Genomic DNA, 18,308 nt, shown 5'->3' with positions numbered 1-18,308 from the left:
CTAAGTATTCATGAGGAGAAGATCGGGGGATTTGGGTGGCAACCCTACCAGCCACACCCCGGCACACGATGTTCCCGCTGTGGCTGCTCCCTTCCGGGCCTGACCAGGTTAACGGGTAATCATTGCGAGGGGACCGGCAGGGTCACCATGACTAGGCTCACCGCGTTGCGCGGTGACGGTCGATATTCTACAGATATTTTTCAATCAAGCAAGTTTTCGGTGATCTTCTTGTCCAGCCAGCGAGGTACGCTTCCCATCCCTGACCAACATCACGGCGCCCTAGAAACTCTGCCAGCTTTAAAATCGTGGTGTTCGATATAGCATGAAGCTCCACTTCTCACACTGCGAACTCGCCATGAAACGGATATATCAAACCCTTATCATGCTCATCGCTGCGTCACTAAGTGCATATGCACTTGCCATTGAACCGGGAGCGCCACTTGAAACGACGAAGATCACTTCGCCAATACCTTCCGGCCAGATCATGTTAACTAATGGTGAACAAAATGAAAAATCCTGCCCGATCTCCGTCACTGACGATGGTAACATCGCGATTCAGCCTCAGTGTAATAATAGTAGAATACTGCTTCGCGTCTTAAACCTACCCGCCAACTCGCTTATCACACTATCCTCCGGCGGTTGTCAAAAAACAACGGACCAAACGACCGACTGGACAATCACGTTGCGAACCACCGCCTTGGTCACTAGTAGCGATAACATAGGCATACGGAACGCAGTAGTACTGGCTGAGCAATGGATACAAAATCCCAGCTCCGCCTATATAGCCCCCAACATCAAGGTTGTAGCTGCAAATATAAAAAAGATGCCAGGAGACGATCCGCACCTCTCCTGCGCAATGCTTCAACTTCCTAGGCGCGTCGATAGCACTGCTTTACGCATGGAGCTTAAGCCTAGACACAGAGCCAACTGGGCTGACCAACCTCCAAGCTTCGGTTCCCAGACAGCCTGTTACAACGGGCCCCTGGCCGTAGTATGGAACATTACACAACGTGAGTTCTGGGGGCAGTGTGCAGAAATAAGGAACGCTTCTGGACGGCTATACCAAGTCGTGGACGTGGATTCCTATTCATTTAATACAAAAGATTCGCCTGTTCAGTGCGCTTCTGATAAGGTCGTTGTCGGCATCGGCTCGAACGCCTATGCGAGAGGATACTATCAGCTGTATTGCGCAAGGCTGAAAGATCCTGATTCTCCGAGCTTTCTAAAAGTAATACATGACGACTGGCAACAGCCTTCACACTCCAGTGAGAATAGTTTCTTCCTGTGCGAGGACCGACAAACCGCATCTACAAATCAGCGCAGAGGCGTATTGCCTCACGTCATGGTAGGATTTGATTCGTTCGACGATCAAGACCGGGTTTTTCAACATCGATATAAATGCGGCACCCTATCTGAGTGATCCGAACACCGCTTAGAAGGCATTTATGCTCGTGGCGGCTTATCCTTCCGACCCCACGTAAGGTGCATGACGTATTCGCGAAAATAACGGATTCTCCTGCGACCTGCGAGGGTCGCCGTCAGGTCCTTGAGCTCAATATTTCTACCAAGTCTCTCTCTGTTTTCACTACCACCCCCAACTGCTGCGCCTTGGCCAGCTTCGACCCCGCGCCGGGGCCGGCCACGACGCAGTGGGTTTTTGAAGACACCGAGCCTGATACCTTGGCCCCCAGCGCCTCGAGCTTCTCCTTGGCCTCATCGCGCGTCATGGTCTCCAAGGTGCCAGTGAGCACCCAGGTTTGCCCGGCCAACGGCAGGGCGTTGTCAGTGTTGCGCCGCGCGCTGGTCCAGTGCATGCCGAAGTCGCGCAGTTGCTGCTCGACGGCCAGCGCCTCGTCGCGCCGGCCAGCCTCATTGAAGTAATCCTGCACAGCCTTCGCGGCACGCTCGGGCAGCACTTGGCGCAGGTCCAGCCAATCACCCTGGGCGAGCGCTTCCAGGCTGCCGAACTTCTCCGCCAGTTTCTGCGCCGCGCCTGGCCCCACGTAAGGGATCTCGAGCTTGGCGACCAAGCCATCGAACGTAGCACTGGCGGCGAACTCAGGGTGCAGCTCACCCTCCCCCTGCAGCGTTACGCCCCGTTCGAGCAATTGGGCGATCACGTTGCGGTTATGCTCTTCCTCGAAGAAGTGGCCTATCTCATAAGCCACCTCGTTGCCGATGTCGGGCAGGTAGGTCAGCACCAGCGGCCGCGCGGCCTGAATGCGCTCCAGGCTACCCAGCGAGCGGGCGAGCACCTTGGCGGTTTCCTCCCCCACATCCGGGATGCCCAACGCGAAGACGAAGCGCGCCAGGGTCGGCTGGCGGCTGGCGTCGATGGCGCCGATGAGGTTGCGGCTGGATACCTCGGCAAAGCCTTCCAACCCCAGCACCTGCTCTTGCGTGAGGGTGTAAAGGTCGGCCGGCGATTTCACCAGGCCGGTGTCTACCAATTGCTCGACGATCTTGTCGCCCAGCCCATCCACGTCCATGGCCCTGCGGGAAACGAAATGGATGATCGCCTGTTTGAGCTGCGCCGCGCAGGCCAGGCGGCCGACGCAGCGGTACACCGCCCCTTCACTGACCGTTTGCTTGCCTTTGCTGCGTTTGACCAGTTGCGTACGCTCGACCTCCGAGCCGCACACCGGGCAGTGGCTAGGCACCTGCACGGGCGTTGCGCCCTCGGGCCTGCGCTCGGTGACCACCTGCATCACCTGCGGGATCACGTCACCGGCACGGCGGATGATCACGGTGTCGCCGATCATCACGCCCAGGCGGGCAACTTCGTCCATGTTGTGCAGCGTGGCATTGGCGACCGTTACCCCGGCGACCTTCACCGGCTGCAGGCGCGCCACCGGAGTCACGGCACCGGTGCGGCCCACCTGAAAGTCCACACCCAGCACCTGGGTCAGCTCCTCGGAGGCCGGAAACTTGTGGGCAATGGCCCAACGCGGCTCACGGGCGCGGAACCCCAGCTCGCGCTGGCCGGCGATGCGGTTGACCTTGAACACCACGCCGTCGATTTCATAAGCCAAGGCCTGGCGCCGCTCGCCGATGTCACGGTAGTAATCCAGGCACGCCTGCACATCCGCCGCCACCTTCAGCTCACGGCTGATGGGCAGGCCCCAGGTGCGCAGTTGCTGAAGGTTACCGATGTGCGTGTCGCTGATGTCTTCGCTTACCTGGCCGATGCCATAGCAGCAAAACTCCAGCGGGCGGCTTGCAGTGATTTTCGAATCGAGCTGGCGCAGGCTACCCGCCGCTGCGTTTCGGGGGTTGGCGAAGGTCTTGCCGCCGGCTTCGGCCTGAGCGGCGTTGAGCCGTTCGAAGCCTGCCTTGCTCATGTACACCTCGCCGCGGACCTCCAGCGTGGCGGGCCAGCCCTGCCCCTTGAGCTTGAGCGGCACATTACGAATGGTGCGCACGTTCACCGAGATGTCTTCGCCGGTGCTGCCGTCGCCCCGGGTCGCACCGCGTACCAATTGCCCGTCCTGATACAGCAGGCTCACCGCCAGGCCATCGAGCTTGGGCTCGCAACTGTACTGCACAGCCTCGTCTTCGAGCCCCTCGCGCACCCGCCGGTCGAAATCGAGCAGGTCCTGTTCCTCGAAGGCATTGCCCAGGCTGAGCATCGGCACCTCGTGCCGCACCGTGGCGAAGGCCGACAACGCTGTACCACCGACCCGCTGGGTGGGTGAATCCGGGGTGATCAGGTTGGGGTTGGCGTCTTCCAGCGCCTGGAGCTCGCGAAACAAGCGGTCGTACTCAGCGTCAGGGATGCTGGGTTCGTCGAGCACGTAATAGCGGTAGTTGTGCTCGTCCAGTTGCTGGCGCAGTTCGAGGATGCGGGTTTGTTCGGCGTTCATGGCGATGGTTTCACAGGTTCTCAATGAAAATCGCCCGGCACCTCCGGGCCTCGTGGGAGGCTGGCTGTGCCGGGCGACGGGCGCTAGGAGAGCTTAGCGCTTCTGAGTCAATGCCCGGCGCTCGAACTCGACGATACGCTGGCGGTAATGTTCGATGGTCTGGGCGGTCAGCACACTGCGTTGGTCGTCCTTGAGCTCGCCATCGAGTTCATGGGCGAGCTTGCGGGCGGCGGCCACCATCACGTCGAAGGCCTGCTTGGGATGACGCGGGCCAGGCAAGCCCAGGAAGAAAGTCACTGCACGGGTGCTGAAGTGGTCGATATCATCCAGGTCAAACACGCCCGGGTGCAGCGCGTTGGCCATGGAGAACAGCACTTCGCCGTTGCCGGCCATGCTCTCGTGGCGGTGGAAGATGTCCATTTCGCCAAAGCGTAGGCCGCTTTCCAGAATGTTCTGCAGAAGCGCCGGGCCTTTGAAGCCTGCTTCGCTGCGCGACACCACCAGGATCACCAGCACTTCTTCCGGTTCGCCAACCAGGCCAGGGCCACTACCATGCGAAGGCGCCGGCGCGTCTTCGTCGGGGAAATCGTTCAGACGCTCACGCGACTTCACACGTGGCTCGTCCACCGCCAGCGCGACATCCAGCTCCGGCTCTACAGGGCGCGGCGCCTCTGCCGCCACCGCCTTCTTGCGCTTGGGCTCGCGTGGCTCCCGGGCGGGTGCGCTCATCGACGGCAGGTCGGCCTCATCGAGCTCGGGCTCTTTCTGGGTTTCCAGAACCCGCGGCGGGCCCAATACCTCAGCGCCGCCTTCTTCATCGGGCAGGTTGCTGTAGTTGCGGTCCAGGCGAAACTTGAGCTTGCCCTTGCCACCGCGCATGCGACGCCAACCATCGAAGAGAATACCGGCGATCACTATGATGCCGATGACGATCAGCCATTCACGCAGACCGATTTCCATGTAAACCTGTGCCTCGAATAGAAAGTGATCACAAAAATAAGGGTGCAAACCCCTTTAAATCGTGGCGCCAAGCCGCTGTTCTGGCAGGCGTTTTACCCACGCATAGAAAAATCTCGACACTAAACTAGCACGACCCACGGCAAACATACACCGCCAGTCGCATTCACCTTGCATTTACCCCCATTCAGCTCTCCACCATGGCCATCGCCTCTTCCACGTCCACTGCAACCAGGCGTGAACAGCCTGGTTCGTGCATGGTCACCCCCATCAACTGATCGGCCATTTCCATGGCGATCTTGTTATGAGTGATGTAGATGAACTGCACCGTTTCGGACATCTCCTTCACCAAGCGCGCATAGCGGCCGACGTTGGCGTCATCCAACGGCGCATCCACCTCATCGAGCATGCAGAACGGCGCGGGGTTGAGCTGAAAGATCGAAAACACCAGTGCCAACGCGGTCAGGGCTTTTTCGCCGCCAGACAGCAAATGGATGGTGCTGTTCTTCTTGCCTGGCGGGCGAGCCATGATCGTCACCCCTGTATCGAGTAGATCTTCGCCTGTCAGTTCCAGCCAGGCGCTGCCACCACCGAAAACTTTCGGAAAAAGTGCCTGCAAACCGCCGTTTACCCGATCGAAGGTTTCCTTGAAGCGGTTGCGTGTTTCCTTGTCGATCTTGCGGATCACGTTTTCCAGGGTTTCCAACGCCTCGGCCAGGTCGTCGTTCTGGGCGTCCAGGTAGCGTTTACGTTCGGACTGCTGCTGGTATTCCTCAATGGCCGCCAGGTTGATCGCCCCCAGCCGCTGGATGCGTGCGTCGATCAGCTCCAGATGCTGCTCGGCACCTTGCTCGGTGGCCTCGTCGGTCAGGGTGGCGAGCACCCCGTGCAGATCGTAGCCGTCGGCACGCAGTTGATCCTGCAGGCCCGTGCGGCGCACGCTCAATGCCTGCCATTCCAGGCGCTGGGTTTCGAGCTGGCCGCGTAGCATCTGCGATTGCTGCTCGGCCTGGGTGCGGCGTTTCTCCGCCTCGCGCAGTTCGCGGTCGGCGTCATCGAGGCCGGCGCGGGCCGTGCGCATTTCGTCATCCACGCCCATGCGCTGTTCGAGCAGGGCTTCAAGTTTGATGCGCAATTCTTCGAGCGGTGCGTCGCCTTCTTCCAGGTTCAGCGCCAGCTGCTCCTGGCGCTCGACCAGCCGCGCCGACTGCATCTGGAGCCGCTCCAGCGCCTGCTGTGTAGAGCGATGCTGAGCGCGCAACGAGCCCAGGCGCAGGGCGAGCTGGTGTGCGTTGTCTTTATGTTGCCGGGCTTGCTGGCGCAGCTGCTCGAGGCCTTCGCGCAGCTGTTCGCGCTGTGCCATCAGGCGCTCGCGCTGGTCGGTGTCCTCGGCCATGGCATCGAGGGCTTCCTGCAATTGCAGGCGGGCTTGGCCTACGCTTTCGGTTTCGACGGCGCGCTGTTCGGCAAGCTCGGCCAGCTCTTCTTCGAGCCGGCGCCGGCGCAGGGCCAATTGCTCGGCCTTGGCCTGGCTGGCCGAAAGCTGGGCACGGTATTCGCCCAATTGGCGCGTGTGCTCCTGCACGTTGCGGCGCAGCTGTTCACGGGCCTGTTCCTGATCGGCCTGAGCCTGGCGCAGCTCGGCCTGCTGCTCGGCAAACGCGGCCAACACCTGCTCACCGGCATCACGCTGTGCCTGCAACTGGTCGATTTCCTGAGCACGTGCCAGCACCCCGCCCTGGGCATCGTTGCCGCGGCTGACGCGCAAAAAGTGCCGCCCTACCCAATAGCCCTCACGGGTGGCCAGGCTCTGGCCCGGCGCCAGGGTGGCACGCAGTGCCAGCGCAGCTTCCAGGCTCTGGGCCGGCAATACCTGGCCAAGCCAGGGGCTGAGGTCGACCGGGCTATGCACCTTGCTCAACAGGCTACCCTCTGCAACCTGCGCGGGGCAGGCGCTGGCCAGGCGCAGCTCGCCCTGATCGAACCCCTCGAAGCTCAGGGCCTGCGGGTCGTCGACCAACACGGCCTGCAGATCGGCGCCAAGCACCGCCTCCACCGCCGCTTCCCAGCCGGCGTCCACCCGAAGCCCATCGGCCAACCGGGGCCGCTGCTCGAGCCCTTGGCTCGACAGCCATTGGCTGGCGCCAGCGCCCGGCTCCAGCGCGGCCTGCTGCAGCGCTTCGAGCGACGACAGCCGCCCTTCCAGGCGTTGCTGCTCCCCTTGGGCCTGCTGCTGCTCGGCCGTCACTGCCTGCAACCGGCCTCGTAACTGCTCAAGGTCGAGAGCGCTCTGTTCGTCCTCGCCCTGTAGCGCTTCCAGCGCCATCTCGCACTCGGCCAGCTGTTCGCTGAGCTCGAGGATCGCTGCGCTCTCGGGGTCTGCCGCCAGTTGCCCGCGCTCCTCACCCAGGCGGCGCTGCCGCTCGCCCAGCCGTTCGATCGACTGCTCCAGCTGGGCGATGCGTGACTGTTGCACCTCTGCCTGGCGGCGCGGCTCTGCGGAGCGGGTGTTGAAGGCATCCCACTGCTCCTGCCAGCCGTGCAGGCCTGCCTCGGCTTCTTCGAGTGCCGCGGCGCTGTGCTCGGCCGCTTCGGCCAGGCCTTCGTGTTCGGGCTCGAGCATTTGCAGCTCTTCATCCAGCGTGGCCAGCAAGGTGCGGTCGTGGCCTAGATGCGACTCGGTTTCCAGCCGTGCTCGCTCGGCTTCTTTCAGGTCGTCCTGCAATTGGCGCAAGCGTTGCTGGCCGTGCTGGATGCTCTGCTCGACCCGAGCGATATCGCCCCCCACCGAATAGAAACGCGCCTGCACCTGGTTGAAGCGCTCCGACAGCTCATGGTGCCCATCGCGCAGCCGTTCGATACTGGCGTCGGCATTGCGCTGCTCGGCCACCAGGGCTTCGAAGCTGACTTCCTGGTCGCCGATCACCCGCTCGCGCTGGGCCACCTGCTCGTTCAGCGCGCGCCAGCGCAGCGCCGCCAGTTGCGCCTTGAGCTGGCGCTCCTCGGCTTTGTATTCCTGGTATTTCTCTGCAGCCTGAGCCTGGCGGTGCAGCCGCTCGAGCTGGCGGTCAAGCTCTTCGCGCAGGTCGGTCAGGCGCTCGAGGTTTTCGTGGGTGCGGCGAATGCGGTTCTCGGTTTCGCGGCGGCGCTCCTTGTATTTGGAGATACCGGCCGCCTCCTCGATAAAGTTGCGCAGCTCCTCGGGGCGAGCCTCGATCAGGCGGCTGATCATGCCCTGCTCGATGATCGAATAACTGCGCGCACCCAGGCCGGTGCCCAGGAAGATATCGGTGATATCCCGGCGGCGGCACTTGGTGCCGTTCAGGTAATAGGTGTTCTGGCCATCCCGGGTAACCTTGCGGCGAATGGAGATCTCGGCATAACTGGCGTATTCGCCGACCAGCGTGGTCTCGCTGTTATCGAAGATCAGCTCGATGCTGGCCTGGCTCACCGGCTTGCGGCTGGTGGAGCCGTTGAAGATGACGTCGGTCATCGACTCGCCGCGCAGGTTCTTGGCCGAGCTTTCGCCCATCACCCAGCGCACCGCATCGATGATGTTGGACTTGCCGCAGCCGTTGGGGCCGACCACCGCCGCCATGTTGCTGGGAAAATTGACCGTGGTGGGGTCGACGAACGACTTGAACCCGGCCAGGCGAACGCATTTGAGCCGCATGGGTCAGCGCTGCCCCAGGCTTGCGAGGATCTGCTCGCAGCTGCGCTGGCCGTAGGCGCTGAGCACTGCCCGCACGCCGGCCATGTGGCGCGCACGCACTGCCTCGAGCAAGCGCGCGAACAGCTCCAGATACTCGTGCATCGAGGCCTTGCGTGCGTCCAGCGCCAGGAAGTAATGCCGGCTCATCGCTGGCTGAAGGTTTTCCACGGTGTCCTGCAGGTACGGGTTGTCGGCGAACGGGTAGGCAGCACGCATCACCTGGAAGCTGTGGTCGACGAAGGCATTGATATCGCCACGCTCGCAGGCATCGGTCAGGCGCTGCTGCAAGGTCAGAAACGGCAAGAAGTCGGCATCGGCTTGCCAGCGCTCGGCCACCGCCAGCCCAAGCAGGATGTACAGCTCGCTCATCAGCGTGCTCAGGCTGCGCACCTGGCGCTCGGTGATCGGCATGACCTGCGCGCCTCGGCGCGGCAAAATGGTGATCAGGTGGCGGCGCTCGAGAATCAACAAGGCCTCACGCACCGAGCCACGGCTCACGCCCAACGCCTGGGTGACCTTCTGTTCCTGGATGCGCTCGCCAGGTGCCAGCTCGCCGCGGATGATCCGCTCGGCCAGGTATTGGGCAATCTGTTCGCAGAGGCTGTCCGAGGCCTTGAAGATCATGGCGGGTCCTGGCAAGGGGCGTGGGGCAAGAAAAGCGGCGATTGTAGCCTAATTGCCGATTGAAATTGGAACCGCTGCGAACACCGGCACATGCAGGGCGTGCAGCCGACGTTCTACACTGGCCTCTTTTGCTGATCGCGTTTCGAGGCCACCCCATGCCCGCTCACCGCCAAGCTTTTCGCTGCGCCCTGCTGCACAGCCTGGGCGACCCGGCCGTCACTGGCCTGGAAGGCGCTTACCAATACTGGCCCGACGGCCTTGTGCAAGTAGAGGGCGGGCGCATCGTCGCCGCTGGCGATGCCCGCCAGGCCCTGCCCGACGTGCCGGCCGGCACCGCCATTGAGGCGTTGCCCGGCCGGCTGATCATGCCGGGCTTCGTCGACACCCATATCCATTTGCCGCAACTGGGCATGATCGGCGCCTTTGGCGAACAATTGCTGGACTGGCTGAACCACTACACCTTTCCATGCGAAGCCCGCTTCGCCGACCCCGCCCACGGCCGCGACGTGGCCAGGCGCTTCATCGCCGAATTGCTGCGCAACGGCACCACCACCGCCCTTGTCTTCGCCAGCGTCCACCCCGCTTCGGTCGACGCATTTTTTGAAGAGGCATTGCGCCTGGACCTGCGCATGCTCTGCGGCAAAGTACTAATGGACCGCAACGCCCCAGCCGAGCTGCTCGACGGCGCAGACCACGGCTACGCCCAAAGCCGCGCGCTGATCGAGCGCTGGCACGAGCGAGGCCGTTTGCACTACGCCGTCACGCCGCGCTTTGCGCCCACCAGCAGCAGCGCCCAATTGCAGGTGGCAGCACGCTTGCTGCACGAGCATCCCGGCGTCTACCTGCACACACACCTGAGCGAAAACCCTCAGGAAATCGAGTGGGTGCGGCAATTGTTTCCTGAGCGCGCGGGGTATCTGGACGTGTACGCCCACCACGGCCTGCTGGGCCCGCGCTCGGTGCTGGCGCACGGCGTGCACCTGGATGACCACGAGTGCGCTCAGCTATCGGCCGCCGGAGCTGCGGTCGCCTTTTGCCCCACCTCGAACCTGTTTCTAGGCAGCGGCCTGTTCAACCTGCCCCAGGCCGAACGGCACAACGTAAAGGTGGGGCTGGGCACCGACGTGGGGGCCGGCACCAGCTTTTCGATCCTGCAGACGCTTAATGAGGCCTACAAGGTCATGCAGCTGCAAGGCGCCTCGCTGCACCCGCTAAAATCGTTGTACCTGGCGACGCTCGGCGGCGCTCGGGCGCTAAGCCTGGGCGACCGCATCGGGCAGCTGCGGCCCGGGTATGAGGCCGACTTCGTGGTGCTGGACCTGGCCGCCACACCGCTGCTGGAATATCGCCTGCGCCAATGCCGCGACCTCACCGAAACGCTGTTCGTGCTGATGACGCTGGGCGATGACCGCGTGATCGAACGCACCTACGCCCACGGGAACCTGGTACACCGGCGAGGCTGACAGGCGCGCCACGCAACAGGCAGCGCTGCGCCGAGCTGATATGCTGGCACCTTTGAACCGCCGTGGCTGCACTGTCGCGCCACGGCCTCTCACCGCCCACGATGCCATATGCCCATGCTCCACACCCTCGGCCCCCTCAGCAGCGCCTGGCCACTGCCCAACCCTGCGAGCGGCGCGGTGCTCACTTGCTGCAGCTTCTCTGCCCAGGCGCTGCGCCCTGACGACTTCCAGCGCCATGCCGTGCAGCCTCCGGAGAATATCCAGCGCTCGGTTGCCAAGCGCCAGGCTGAGTTTCTCGCCGGGCGCGTGTGCGCACGGGAGGCTGTGAGGGCGGTCAGCGGCCTTGGCTGGGTAGCGCCCGTCGGGAAGGATCGCGCGCCGCTATGGCCGGCTGGGGTGCGCGCCTCGATCACCCACAGCGACCAATGGGCCGCGTGCGTGGCTGCGCGCAGTGCAGATTGGCAGGCGCTGGGGCTGGACGCCGAAACCTTGCTTGCCCCTGAACGCGCCCAGCGGCTAAAAAGCGAAATCCTCACGCCCACCGAGCTTGAGCGCTTGCCGGCTGATGAAACACTCGCCGCGCTGGCCGTGACCCTGACCTTCTCGCTCAAAGAGAGCCTATTCAAAGCGCTCTACCCTTTGGTGCTTCAACGTTTCTGGTTCGAACATGCCGAGCTGCTGGGGTGGTCCAGCGACGGCCAGGCGCGCCTGCGGCTGCTGACCGACCTGAGCGAACGGTGGCGCCACGGGGTTGAAATCGACGCCCAGTTCTGCATCGAAAATCGCCGCTTGCTGAGCTTGGTGGCAATCGCGCCCAGTTGAAAAAATCCGCTGTTCGGCTGCAGCCCAGCAACCATGCTGCCGGGCGGTTTTTTCTACACTTTGCCCACACCTTATCCACACCTCGCTGCTGTTGCAGAAGCCCCCATACCGCATTATCTTGTATCGCGAATTTGCCGAGCCACTACATGTTGGGGTTTCGGTGGAACCAGAACCACAATCGAAAGTCAGAGCGCAAGCGTGTAAAAACGTTATTTTTGCCAAATGCTTCGCTTTTCAGACGCCGCCCGCGCACTGAAAGAATCGACCGCCAGGAAGGGCTGCTGCCGTACCTTCCCCGCCATTGTCATGATGCCGCGAGCAGCGCCCAGCGCGCCGCCGGCCAACACAGAGCTATCATGGAGAGCCCCATGCACACCGAACCGACTCGCGAGACCCCGCAGGCCAAAGCGCCCCAGGGCGCGGACCAGTCCCTTGAACTGACCGCCACCGCCCCGGGCCAACTGCGCGTGATCAAGCGTAACGGTACTGTCGTTCCCTACACCGACGACAAGATCACCGTCGCCATCACCAAGGCGTTCCTCGCGGTCGAGGGCGGCACTGCAGCGGCCTCCTCGCGCATCCACGACACCGTGGCGCGCTTGACCGAGCAAGTCAGCACCACTTTCAAGCGCCGCATGCCCTCGGGCGGCACCATTCACATCGAAGAGATCCAGGATCAGGTCGAGTTGGCCCTGATGCGCGCCGGCGAGCACAAAGTCGCCCGCGACTACGTGATCTACCGCGAAGCCCAGGCCGTCAAGCGCAAGCAGCAGGGCGAGAACACCATTGCCGAGCCGCACCCGAGCATCCGCATCAAGCGTGATGACGGCAGCCTCGAGCCGCTGGACATGGGCCGCCTGAACACCATCATCAACGAAGCCTGCGAAGGCCTCAAAGAGGTCGACGGCGCGCTGATCCAGCGTGAAACCCTGAAAAACCTCTACGACGGCGTGGCCATCAAAGACGTCAACACCGCCCTGGTGATGACCGCCCGTACCCTGGTCGAGCGCGAGCCGAACTACTCGTTCGTGACCGCTCGCCTGCTGATGGACACCCTGCGCGCCGAAGGCCTGGGCTTTCTGGGCGTGGCCGAGAGCGCCACGCACCACGAAATGGCCGAGCTGTACGCCGCCGCCCTGCCCGCCTACGTTGCCAAGGGCGTGGAATTCGAGCTGCTCAACCCTGAGCTTGCCAACTTCGACCTGGAAAAACTCGGCAAGGCGATCGATCACGAGCGCGACCAGCAGTTCACCTACCTGGGCCTGCAGACCCTCTACGATCGCTACTTCATTCATAAAGACGGCATCCGTTTCGAACTGCCGCAGGTGTTCTTCATGCGCGTGGCCATGGGCCTTGCCATCGAAGAGAAGAACCGCGACGAGCGCGCCATCGAGTTCTACCGCCTGCTGTCGTCGTTCGACTACATGGCCTCCACGCCAACCCTGTTCAATGCCGGCACCCTGCGCCCGCAACTGAGCTCGTGCTACCTGACCACCGTGCCGGACGACCTCTCCGGCATCTACGGCGCCATCCACGACAACGCCATGCTGTCGAAATTTGCCGGCGGCCTGGGCAACGACTGGACCCCCGTGCGCGCGCTGGGCTCCTACATCAAAGGCACCAATGGCAAATCCCAGGGCGTGGTGCCCTTCCTGAAAGTGGTCAACGACACCGCCGTGGCCGTAAACCAGGGTGGCAAGCGCAAGGGCGCGGTGTGCGCGTACCTGGAAACCTGGCACCTGGACATCGAGGAATTCCTCGAGCTGCGCAAGAACACCGGTGACGACCGCCGCCGCACCCACGACATGAACACCGCGAACTGGATCCCCGACCTGTTCATGAAGCGTGTGTTCGAAGGCGGCAAATGGACCCTGTTCTCGCCCTCGGAAACCCCTGACCTGCACGACCTGACCGGCAAGGCCTTCGAGGAGCGCTACGAGTACTACGAAGCGCTGATCGAGTACGGCAAGATCAAGGTCTACAAAACCGTCGAGGCCAAAGACCTGTGGCGCAAGATGCTCTCGATGCTGTTCGAGACCGGCCACCCATGGCTGACCTTCAAGGACCCGTGCAACCTGCGCAGCCCTCAGCAGCACGTGGGCGTAGTGCACAGCTCCAACCTGTGCACCGAGATCACCTTGAACACCAACAAGGACGAGATCGCGGTGTGCAACCTGGGCTCGATCAACCTGCCCAACCACATCGTCGACGGCAAGCTCGATACCGCCAAGCTGCAACGCACTATCAACACCGCTGTGCGCATGCTCGACAACGTGATCGACATCAACTACTACTCCGTGCCCCAGGCGAAGAACTCCAACTTCAAGCATCGCCCGGTCGGCCTGGGCATCATGGGCTTCCAGGACGCACTGTACCTACAGCACATTCCTTATGGTTCTGACGCAGCCGTCGAGTTCGCCGACCGTTCCATGGAAGCGGTGAGCTACTTCGCCATTCAGGCTTCCTGTGACCTGGCCGACGAGCGCGGCGCCTACGAGACCTTCCAGGGCTCGCTGTGGTCGCAAGGCGTGCTGCCGCTGGACTCGCTGGCTACCTTGATCGAGCAGCGTGGCGCCAAGTACATCGAAGTTGACCGTGCCGAAACCCTGGACTGGGCCCCGGTACGCGCCCGTGTGCAGAAAGGCATCCGCAACTCGAACATCATGGCCATCGCCCCGACCGCCACCATCGCCAACATCACCGGCGTTTCGCAGTCGATCGAGCCGACCTACCAGAACCTGTACGTGAAATCGAACCTCTCCGGCGAGTTCACCGTGATCAACCCCTACCTGGTCCGCGACCTCAAAGACCGCGGCCTGTGGGACTCGGTCATGATCAACGACCTGAAGTACTACGACGGCTCCGTGCAGCAGATCGAGCGCATTCCGCAGGAGCTCAAAGACCTGTACGCCACCGCGTTCGAGGTCGACACCCGCTGGATCGTCGAAGCCGCCAGCCGCCGCCAGAAGTGGATCGACCAGGCGCAATCGCTGAACCTGTACATCGCCGGCGCCTCGGGCAAAAAACTCGACGTGACCTACCGCATGGCATGGTTCCGTGGCCTGAAAACCACCTACTACCTCCGTGCCCTGGCCGCTACCAGCACCGAGAAGTCGACCATCAGCACCGGTAAGCTCAACGCCGTCTCCAGCGGCGGCGACAGCGCCCCGGTCCAGGCTGCCGGCCCGGCCCCGGTGCCGAAGGCCTGCGCAATCGACGAGCCGGATTGCGAAGCTTGCCAATAAGCTGAGCTGCACCGCCCAACCCCTCGCCCCGCTTGCCGGGCCGAGGGGTTTTTCATGCCCGAACGAACCTGGCGCGGCGGCCCGGGTCTGTTGCACTGACAACCTATCAGGAGATGCCCCCATGCTTTGGAAAAAAGGCCGCCGCAGCGACAACGTGGTCGATGCCCGCGGCAGCGGCGGCGGTGGGGGCGGCATTCCCCTGGGCAAGGGCGGGTTGAGCCTGGGGGCGGTGGTACTGATCGTCGGCTTCGGGCTGCTCACTGGCCAAGACCCGCTGCAATTGCTCAGCGAGCTGACCGGTGCCGGCACCTCCAGCGCCCCGGCGCAGCGCCAGGCGCCGCCGGCCAACGACCAGCAGGCCGACTTCGTGCGCGCGATCCTCGGCGACACCGAAGACACCTGGGGGCAGTTGTTCGAAGCCCAGGGCAAGCAGTACCAAGACCCGAAACTGGTGTTGTTCCACGGTCAGGTCAGCTCGGCCTGCGGCCGTGCGACCTCGGCGGTAGGCCCGTTCTATTGCCCCGGCGACCGCCAGGTGTACCTGGACATGGACTTCTTCCGAGAAATGCGCGAACGCTTCGGCGCCGCTGGCGATTTTGCCCAGGCTTATGTGATCGCCCACGAAGTGGGCCACCACGTGCAGAACCTGCTGGGCATCTCCGGCCGGGTAGACGCTGCGCGCCGGCAAGGCCAGCCGATGGAGGGGGCCAATGGCCTGTCGGTTCGCCAGGAGCTTCAGGCCGACTGCTTCGCAGGTGTGTGGGCCAACCATGCCCAGGCGCGTTTGAACTGGCTGGAGCCGGGTGATATCGACGACGCGCTCAACGCCGCCAATGCCATTGGCGACGACCACCTGCAGGAGCAGAGCCAGGGCCGGGTGATGCCCGATGCCTTCACCCACGGCACTTCGGCGCAGCGCCAGCACTGGTTCAAGGCAGGCTTTGCGCAAGGGCGCGTGGGCGATTGCGATACGTTTGCGGCCAAGGCGCTTTAAGGCCGGGAAAGTACAACACAGCCGCTACAGCAGGAGCCCGGTTCGCCGGGCAATGAGCAGCTTGGCTGGCTCAAAAATCAGCGCGTCGCGCGGCTAGCCGCCCTCGTGTATCGAAATCGCTTGGGTATGAAGACCTGCAAAGCATAGAATCTCCTAAATCGTAATGAGAATCAGGCGTTTGCAGTAGGGCGATTGCGCGTATACTTACGTCATTCCCTAATCAGGTAACCCTTATGCCCACTTCCCTGGAAACCAAGCGCGCATACTTTGCCAAGGTGCGCCGCATCAATTACGCGGCTAGCCTACGGCTCGAAGGGTTCAATGTGCCTCAGGGCGAGGAAGAAAAACCTGTCCCCACACGTGAGCAGGTACTGCGGCGGTATCGCACCGATAGCGCTCGGTGACAGTGGACAAGTATGGGGTTGGGCAAGACCCCTACTGTTACCCCGGTACTTCAGTGTTGCGCAATCATCTGGGCCTTCGGGTTCAGTCAACGCTGGACGACGCTGAGCGAGAGCTGAGCAGCATTGCCGCCAGCGAGGTGGTTTTTCACCCCCCTCCCTACGACCTCAGTAGTTTACAGGCCCTCCATCGGCACCTGTTCAAGGATATCTATCCATTCGCCGGCGAGGTGCGCGAAGTCGACATCTTCAAGGGGGGCAACACGATTTTGCAACGTCTCCCGTATCGAGCCTGAAGCTAAAAAGCTCTTTGCCTGGGCAGGTGCCAAGCAGTGGTTTCAGGGGCTCGAACGGCCAGCGCTCACGCCACTGCTGGCAGAGTTTTTCGGCGAGCTGAACATGCTTCACCCCTTCCGAGAAGGCAATGGCCGAGCTCAGCGGCTGCTATTCGAGCAACTGGTCATTGCTGCCGAGTATCCTATCGACTGGCGCCCCATTTCACCCGACGAGTGGGTTCACGCCAATATCAGCGCTGTAGCCTGCAACTATGCACCGCTTGCCGACATATTCGATCGCTGCATCGGCCAAGCGCCCTTTTCAGCTTGATCAGCAGGGTGGACATCCGCGCCCAAGCCTATATCCTGTGCTACCGATCAATAAAACCCACTATATGTAGATTTCAGGCTGCAAAAAGCTGGCTGCACACCCAACAAGCTCGTTAAGCTAAAAGGGCGCGTCGAGGCACGCTTTCCAGTACAATCGTGTCCCCCAAGTCGGCCGATACGCCCCAGTGCATCGGCCCTCTCGAACTCTCGTCGCCCGAGCCGGCATCCAGCTAAAGGCGCGGGCAACGTACAGATTTCCAACATCCACATGGCTGCCCCCTATGCAGCCCTCTCGCAGGAGCCACCCACCATGCTGAGCTGGGACGAATTCGACAAAGAAGATACCGAAGCCCCCGCCGCCAAAGGCGCTGCACAGCCGCAGCAGCCTATGGGCGCGGAGCTGGAGCGCCTCGACAGCGCCGGTGACGCCGCCGCGCATCAGGCCCGTGCCATCGCTGCCGACGACAGCGCCGCGGTCGCCCGTGCCAAGGCCGCACTCAATGACCTGGACATCGCCGAAGGCCTGGCCGAGCTCGAAGGCTCTGCCGCGCGCGTTACCGTCGACTCCAAGCGCATGATCAACTGCCGTGCCGACCTCAACCAGCTGGTGCCGTTCAAGTACGACTGGGCCTGGCAGAAGTACCTCGACGGCTGCGCCAACCACTGGATGCCGCAGGAGGTCAACATGACCACCGACATCGCCCTGTGGAAGAGCGCCGATGGCCTGACCGACGACGAACGCCGCATCGTGCTGCGCAACCTGGGCTTCTTCTCCACCGCCGACTCCCTGGTGGCCAACAACCTGGCGCTGGCGGTGTACCGCCTGATCACCAACCCCGAATGCCGCCAGTACATCCTGCGCCAGGCGTTCGAGGAAGCGATACACACCCACGCCTACCAGTACTGCATCGAGTCGCTGGGCATGGATGAAGGCGAGATCTTCAACATGTACCACGAGATCCCGTCGGTGGCCAAAAAGGCTGCCTGGGGCCTGAAGTACACCCGCGCCATCTCCGACCCCGAGTTCAAGACCGGTACCCCGGAAACCGACAAAGAACTGCTGCGTAACCTGATCGCCTACTACTGCGTGCTCGAAGGCATCTTCTTCTACTGCGGCTTCACCCAGATCCTGTCCATGGGCCGGCGCAACAAGATGACCGGCGTCGCCGAGCAGTTCCAGTACATCCTGCGCGACGAATCCATGCACCTGAACTTCGGCATCGACGTGATCAACCAGATCAAGATCGAAAACCCGCACCTGTGGGACGCCGAAATGAAGGAAGAGGCTACCCAGATGATTCTCCAGGGCACGCAGTTGGAGATCGAATACGCACGCGACACCATGCCGCGCGGCGTGCTGGGCATGAACGCGGCGATGATGGAGGACTACCTCAAGTTCATCGCCAACCGCCGCCTGACCCAGATCGGCCTGAAAGAAGAATACCCGGGCACCACCAACCCCTTCCCGTGGATGAGCGAGATCATGGACTTGAAGAAAGAGAAGAACTTCTTCGAAACCCGCGTGATCGAGTATCAGACCGGTGGGGCGTTGAGCTGGGATTGAGGCTGAACGTGCAGTAGATGCCACTGGCCAGCCGCAACAGCCGATTGGCTGGCCCTGC

Annotated in this window: 11 protein-coding genes, 1 other RNA gene and 1 pseudogene; 8 read left to right on the top strand and 5 right to left on the bottom strand. The window is 62.5% G+C overall.

Annotated elements, in window-relative coordinates; all coding sequences use genetic code 11:
- Nucleotides 1-42: 42 nt before the first annotated feature.
- Nucleotides 43-139: signal recognition particle sRNA small type (ffs, locus tag F474_RS09560), an RNA gene on the bottom strand.
- Between the two features lie 183 nt (nt 140-322).
- Between ffs and F474_RS22540 the strand changes: the two genes are divergently transcribed.
- Nucleotides 323-1,420: a hypothetical protein gene (locus tag F474_RS22540; RefSeq protein WP_125483374.1), complete on the top strand. Its 1,098-nt coding sequence runs from the start codon at nt 323-325 to the stop codon at nt 1,418-1,420.
- Between the two features lie 118 nt (nt 1,421-1,538).
- On the opposite strand, the gene ligA is transcribed toward F474_RS22540, so the two are convergent.
- From ligA to F474_RS09540, 4 genes are all read right to left on the bottom strand, one after another.
- On the bottom strand, nt 1,539-3,863 hold the full coding sequence (gene ligA, locus F474_RS09555) for an NAD-dependent DNA ligase LigA (protein WP_097085381.1): 2,325 nt from the start codon (nt 3,861-3,863) through the stop codon (nt 1,539-1,541).
- Between the two features lie 93 nt (nt 3,864-3,956).
- Complete coding sequence (gene zipA, locus F474_RS09550) at nt 3,957-4,823, bottom strand: cell division protein ZipA (RefSeq protein WP_097085382.1); 867 nt, start codon at nt 4,821-4,823, stop codon at nt 3,957-3,959.
- Nucleotides 4,824-5,007: 184 nt separating this feature from the next.
- Nucleotides 5,008-8,493, bottom strand: coding sequence for a chromosome segregation protein SMC (gene smc, locus F474_RS09545; protein ID WP_097085383.1), 3,486 nt, complete (start codon nt 8,491-8,493; stop codon nt 5,008-5,010).
- A gap of 3 nt (nt 8,494-8,496) precedes the next feature.
- Nucleotides 8,497-9,156, bottom strand: coding sequence for a GntR family transcriptional regulator (locus tag F474_RS09540; RefSeq protein WP_097085384.1), 660 nt, complete (start codon nt 9,154-9,156; stop codon nt 8,497-8,499).
- Nucleotides 9,157-9,311: 155 nt separating this feature from the next.
- Between F474_RS09540 and guaD the strand changes: the two genes are divergently transcribed.
- The 7 genes and pseudogenes from guaD to F474_RS09505 all read left to right on the top strand — a co-directional run bounded on the left by guaD (nt 9,312) and on the right by F474_RS09505 (nt 18,250).
- The gene (gene guaD, locus F474_RS09535; RefSeq protein WP_097085385.1) at nt 9,312-10,619 is read left to right on the top strand and encodes a guanine deaminase; all 1,308 of its coding nucleotides are present in this window, start codon (nt 9,312-9,314) and stop codon (nt 10,617-10,619) included.
- Between the two features lie 114 nt (nt 10,620-10,733).
- On the top strand, nt 10,734-11,441 hold the full coding sequence (locus tag F474_RS09530; protein WP_256577751.1) for a 4'-phosphopantetheinyl transferase: 708 nt from the start codon (nt 10,734-10,736) through the stop codon (nt 11,439-11,441).
- Between the two features lie 368 nt (nt 11,442-11,809).
- Entirely contained in the window at nt 11,810-14,686 is a 2,877-nt protein-coding gene (locus tag F474_RS09525; protein ID WP_097085387.1) for a ribonucleoside-diphosphate reductase subunit alpha, read from the top strand.
- Between the two features lie 121 nt (nt 14,687-14,807).
- On the top strand, nt 14,808-15,680 hold the full coding sequence (locus F474_RS09520; protein WP_097085388.1) for a neutral zinc metallopeptidase: 873 nt from the start codon (nt 14,808-14,810) through the stop codon (nt 15,678-15,680).
- A 233-nt stretch (nt 15,681-15,913) separates the two neighbouring features.
- Nucleotides 15,914-16,084 (top strand): YhfG family protein, encoded by a 171-nt coding sequence (locus F474_RS09515; RefSeq protein WP_097085389.1) that lies wholly within the window; start codon nt 15,914-15,916, stop codon nt 16,082-16,084.
- 2 nt (nt 16,085-16,086) lie between these two features.
- A pseudogene (locus F474_RS09510) lies at nt 16,087-16,687 on the top strand (putative adenosine monophosphate-protein transferase Fic).
- A 309-nt stretch (nt 16,688-16,996) separates the two neighbouring features.
- Nucleotides 16,997-18,250, top strand: a complete 1,254-nt coding sequence (locus tag F474_RS09505) for a ribonucleotide-diphosphate reductase subunit beta (RefSeq protein ID WP_097085390.1) — start codon at nt 16,997-16,999, stop codon at nt 18,248-18,250.
- Nucleotides 18,251-18,308 lie beyond the last annotated feature (58 nt).

Origin of the sequence: Pseudomonas sp. URIL14HWK12:I12, from assembly GCF_003097135.1 — a bacterium.
Classification (GTDB): domain Bacteria; phylum Pseudomonadota; class Gammaproteobacteria; order Pseudomonadales; family Pseudomonadaceae; genus Aquipseudomonas.
Note: the sequence above shows the minus strand (reverse complement) of the source record. Positions and strands in the feature narration are given on the sequence as shown.

Coding starts and splice junctions, on each gene's coding strand:
- F474_RS22540 (WP_125483374.1), top strand. CDS start 323: ATGAAGCTCCACTTCTCACACTGCGAACTCGCCATGAAACGGATATAT.
- ligA (WP_097085381.1), bottom strand. CDS start 3,863: ATGAACGCCGAACAAACCCGCATCCTCGAACTGCGCCAGCAACTGGAC.
- zipA (WP_097085382.1), bottom strand. CDS start 4,823: ATGGAAATCGGTCTGCGTGAATGGCTGATCGTCATCGGCATCATAGTG.
- smc (WP_097085383.1), bottom strand. CDS start 8,493: ATGCGGCTCAAATGCGTTCGCCTGGCCGGGTTCAAGTCGTTCGTCGAC.
- F474_RS09540 (WP_097085384.1), bottom strand. CDS start 9,156: ATGATCTTCAAGGCCTCGGACAGCCTCTGCGAACAGATTGCCCAATAC.
- guaD (WP_097085385.1), top strand. CDS start 9,312: ATGCCCGCTCACCGCCAAGCTTTTCGCTGCGCCCTGCTGCACAGCCTG.
- F474_RS09530 (WP_256577751.1), top strand. CDS start 10,734: ATGCTCCACACCCTCGGCCCCCTCAGCAGCGCCTGGCCACTGCCCAAC.
- F474_RS09525 (WP_097085387.1), top strand. CDS start 11,810: ATGCACACCGAACCGACTCGCGAGACCCCGCAGGCCAAAGCGCCCCAG.
- F474_RS09520 (WP_097085388.1), top strand. CDS start 14,808: ATGCTTTGGAAAAAAGGCCGCCGCAGCGACAACGTGGTCGATGCCCGC.
- F474_RS09515 (WP_097085389.1), top strand. CDS start 15,914: ATGCCCACTTCCCTGGAAACCAAGCGCGCATACTTTGCCAAGGTGCGC.
- F474_RS09505 (WP_097085390.1), top strand. CDS start 16,997: ATGCTGAGCTGGGACGAATTCGACAAAGAAGATACCGAAGCCCCCGCC.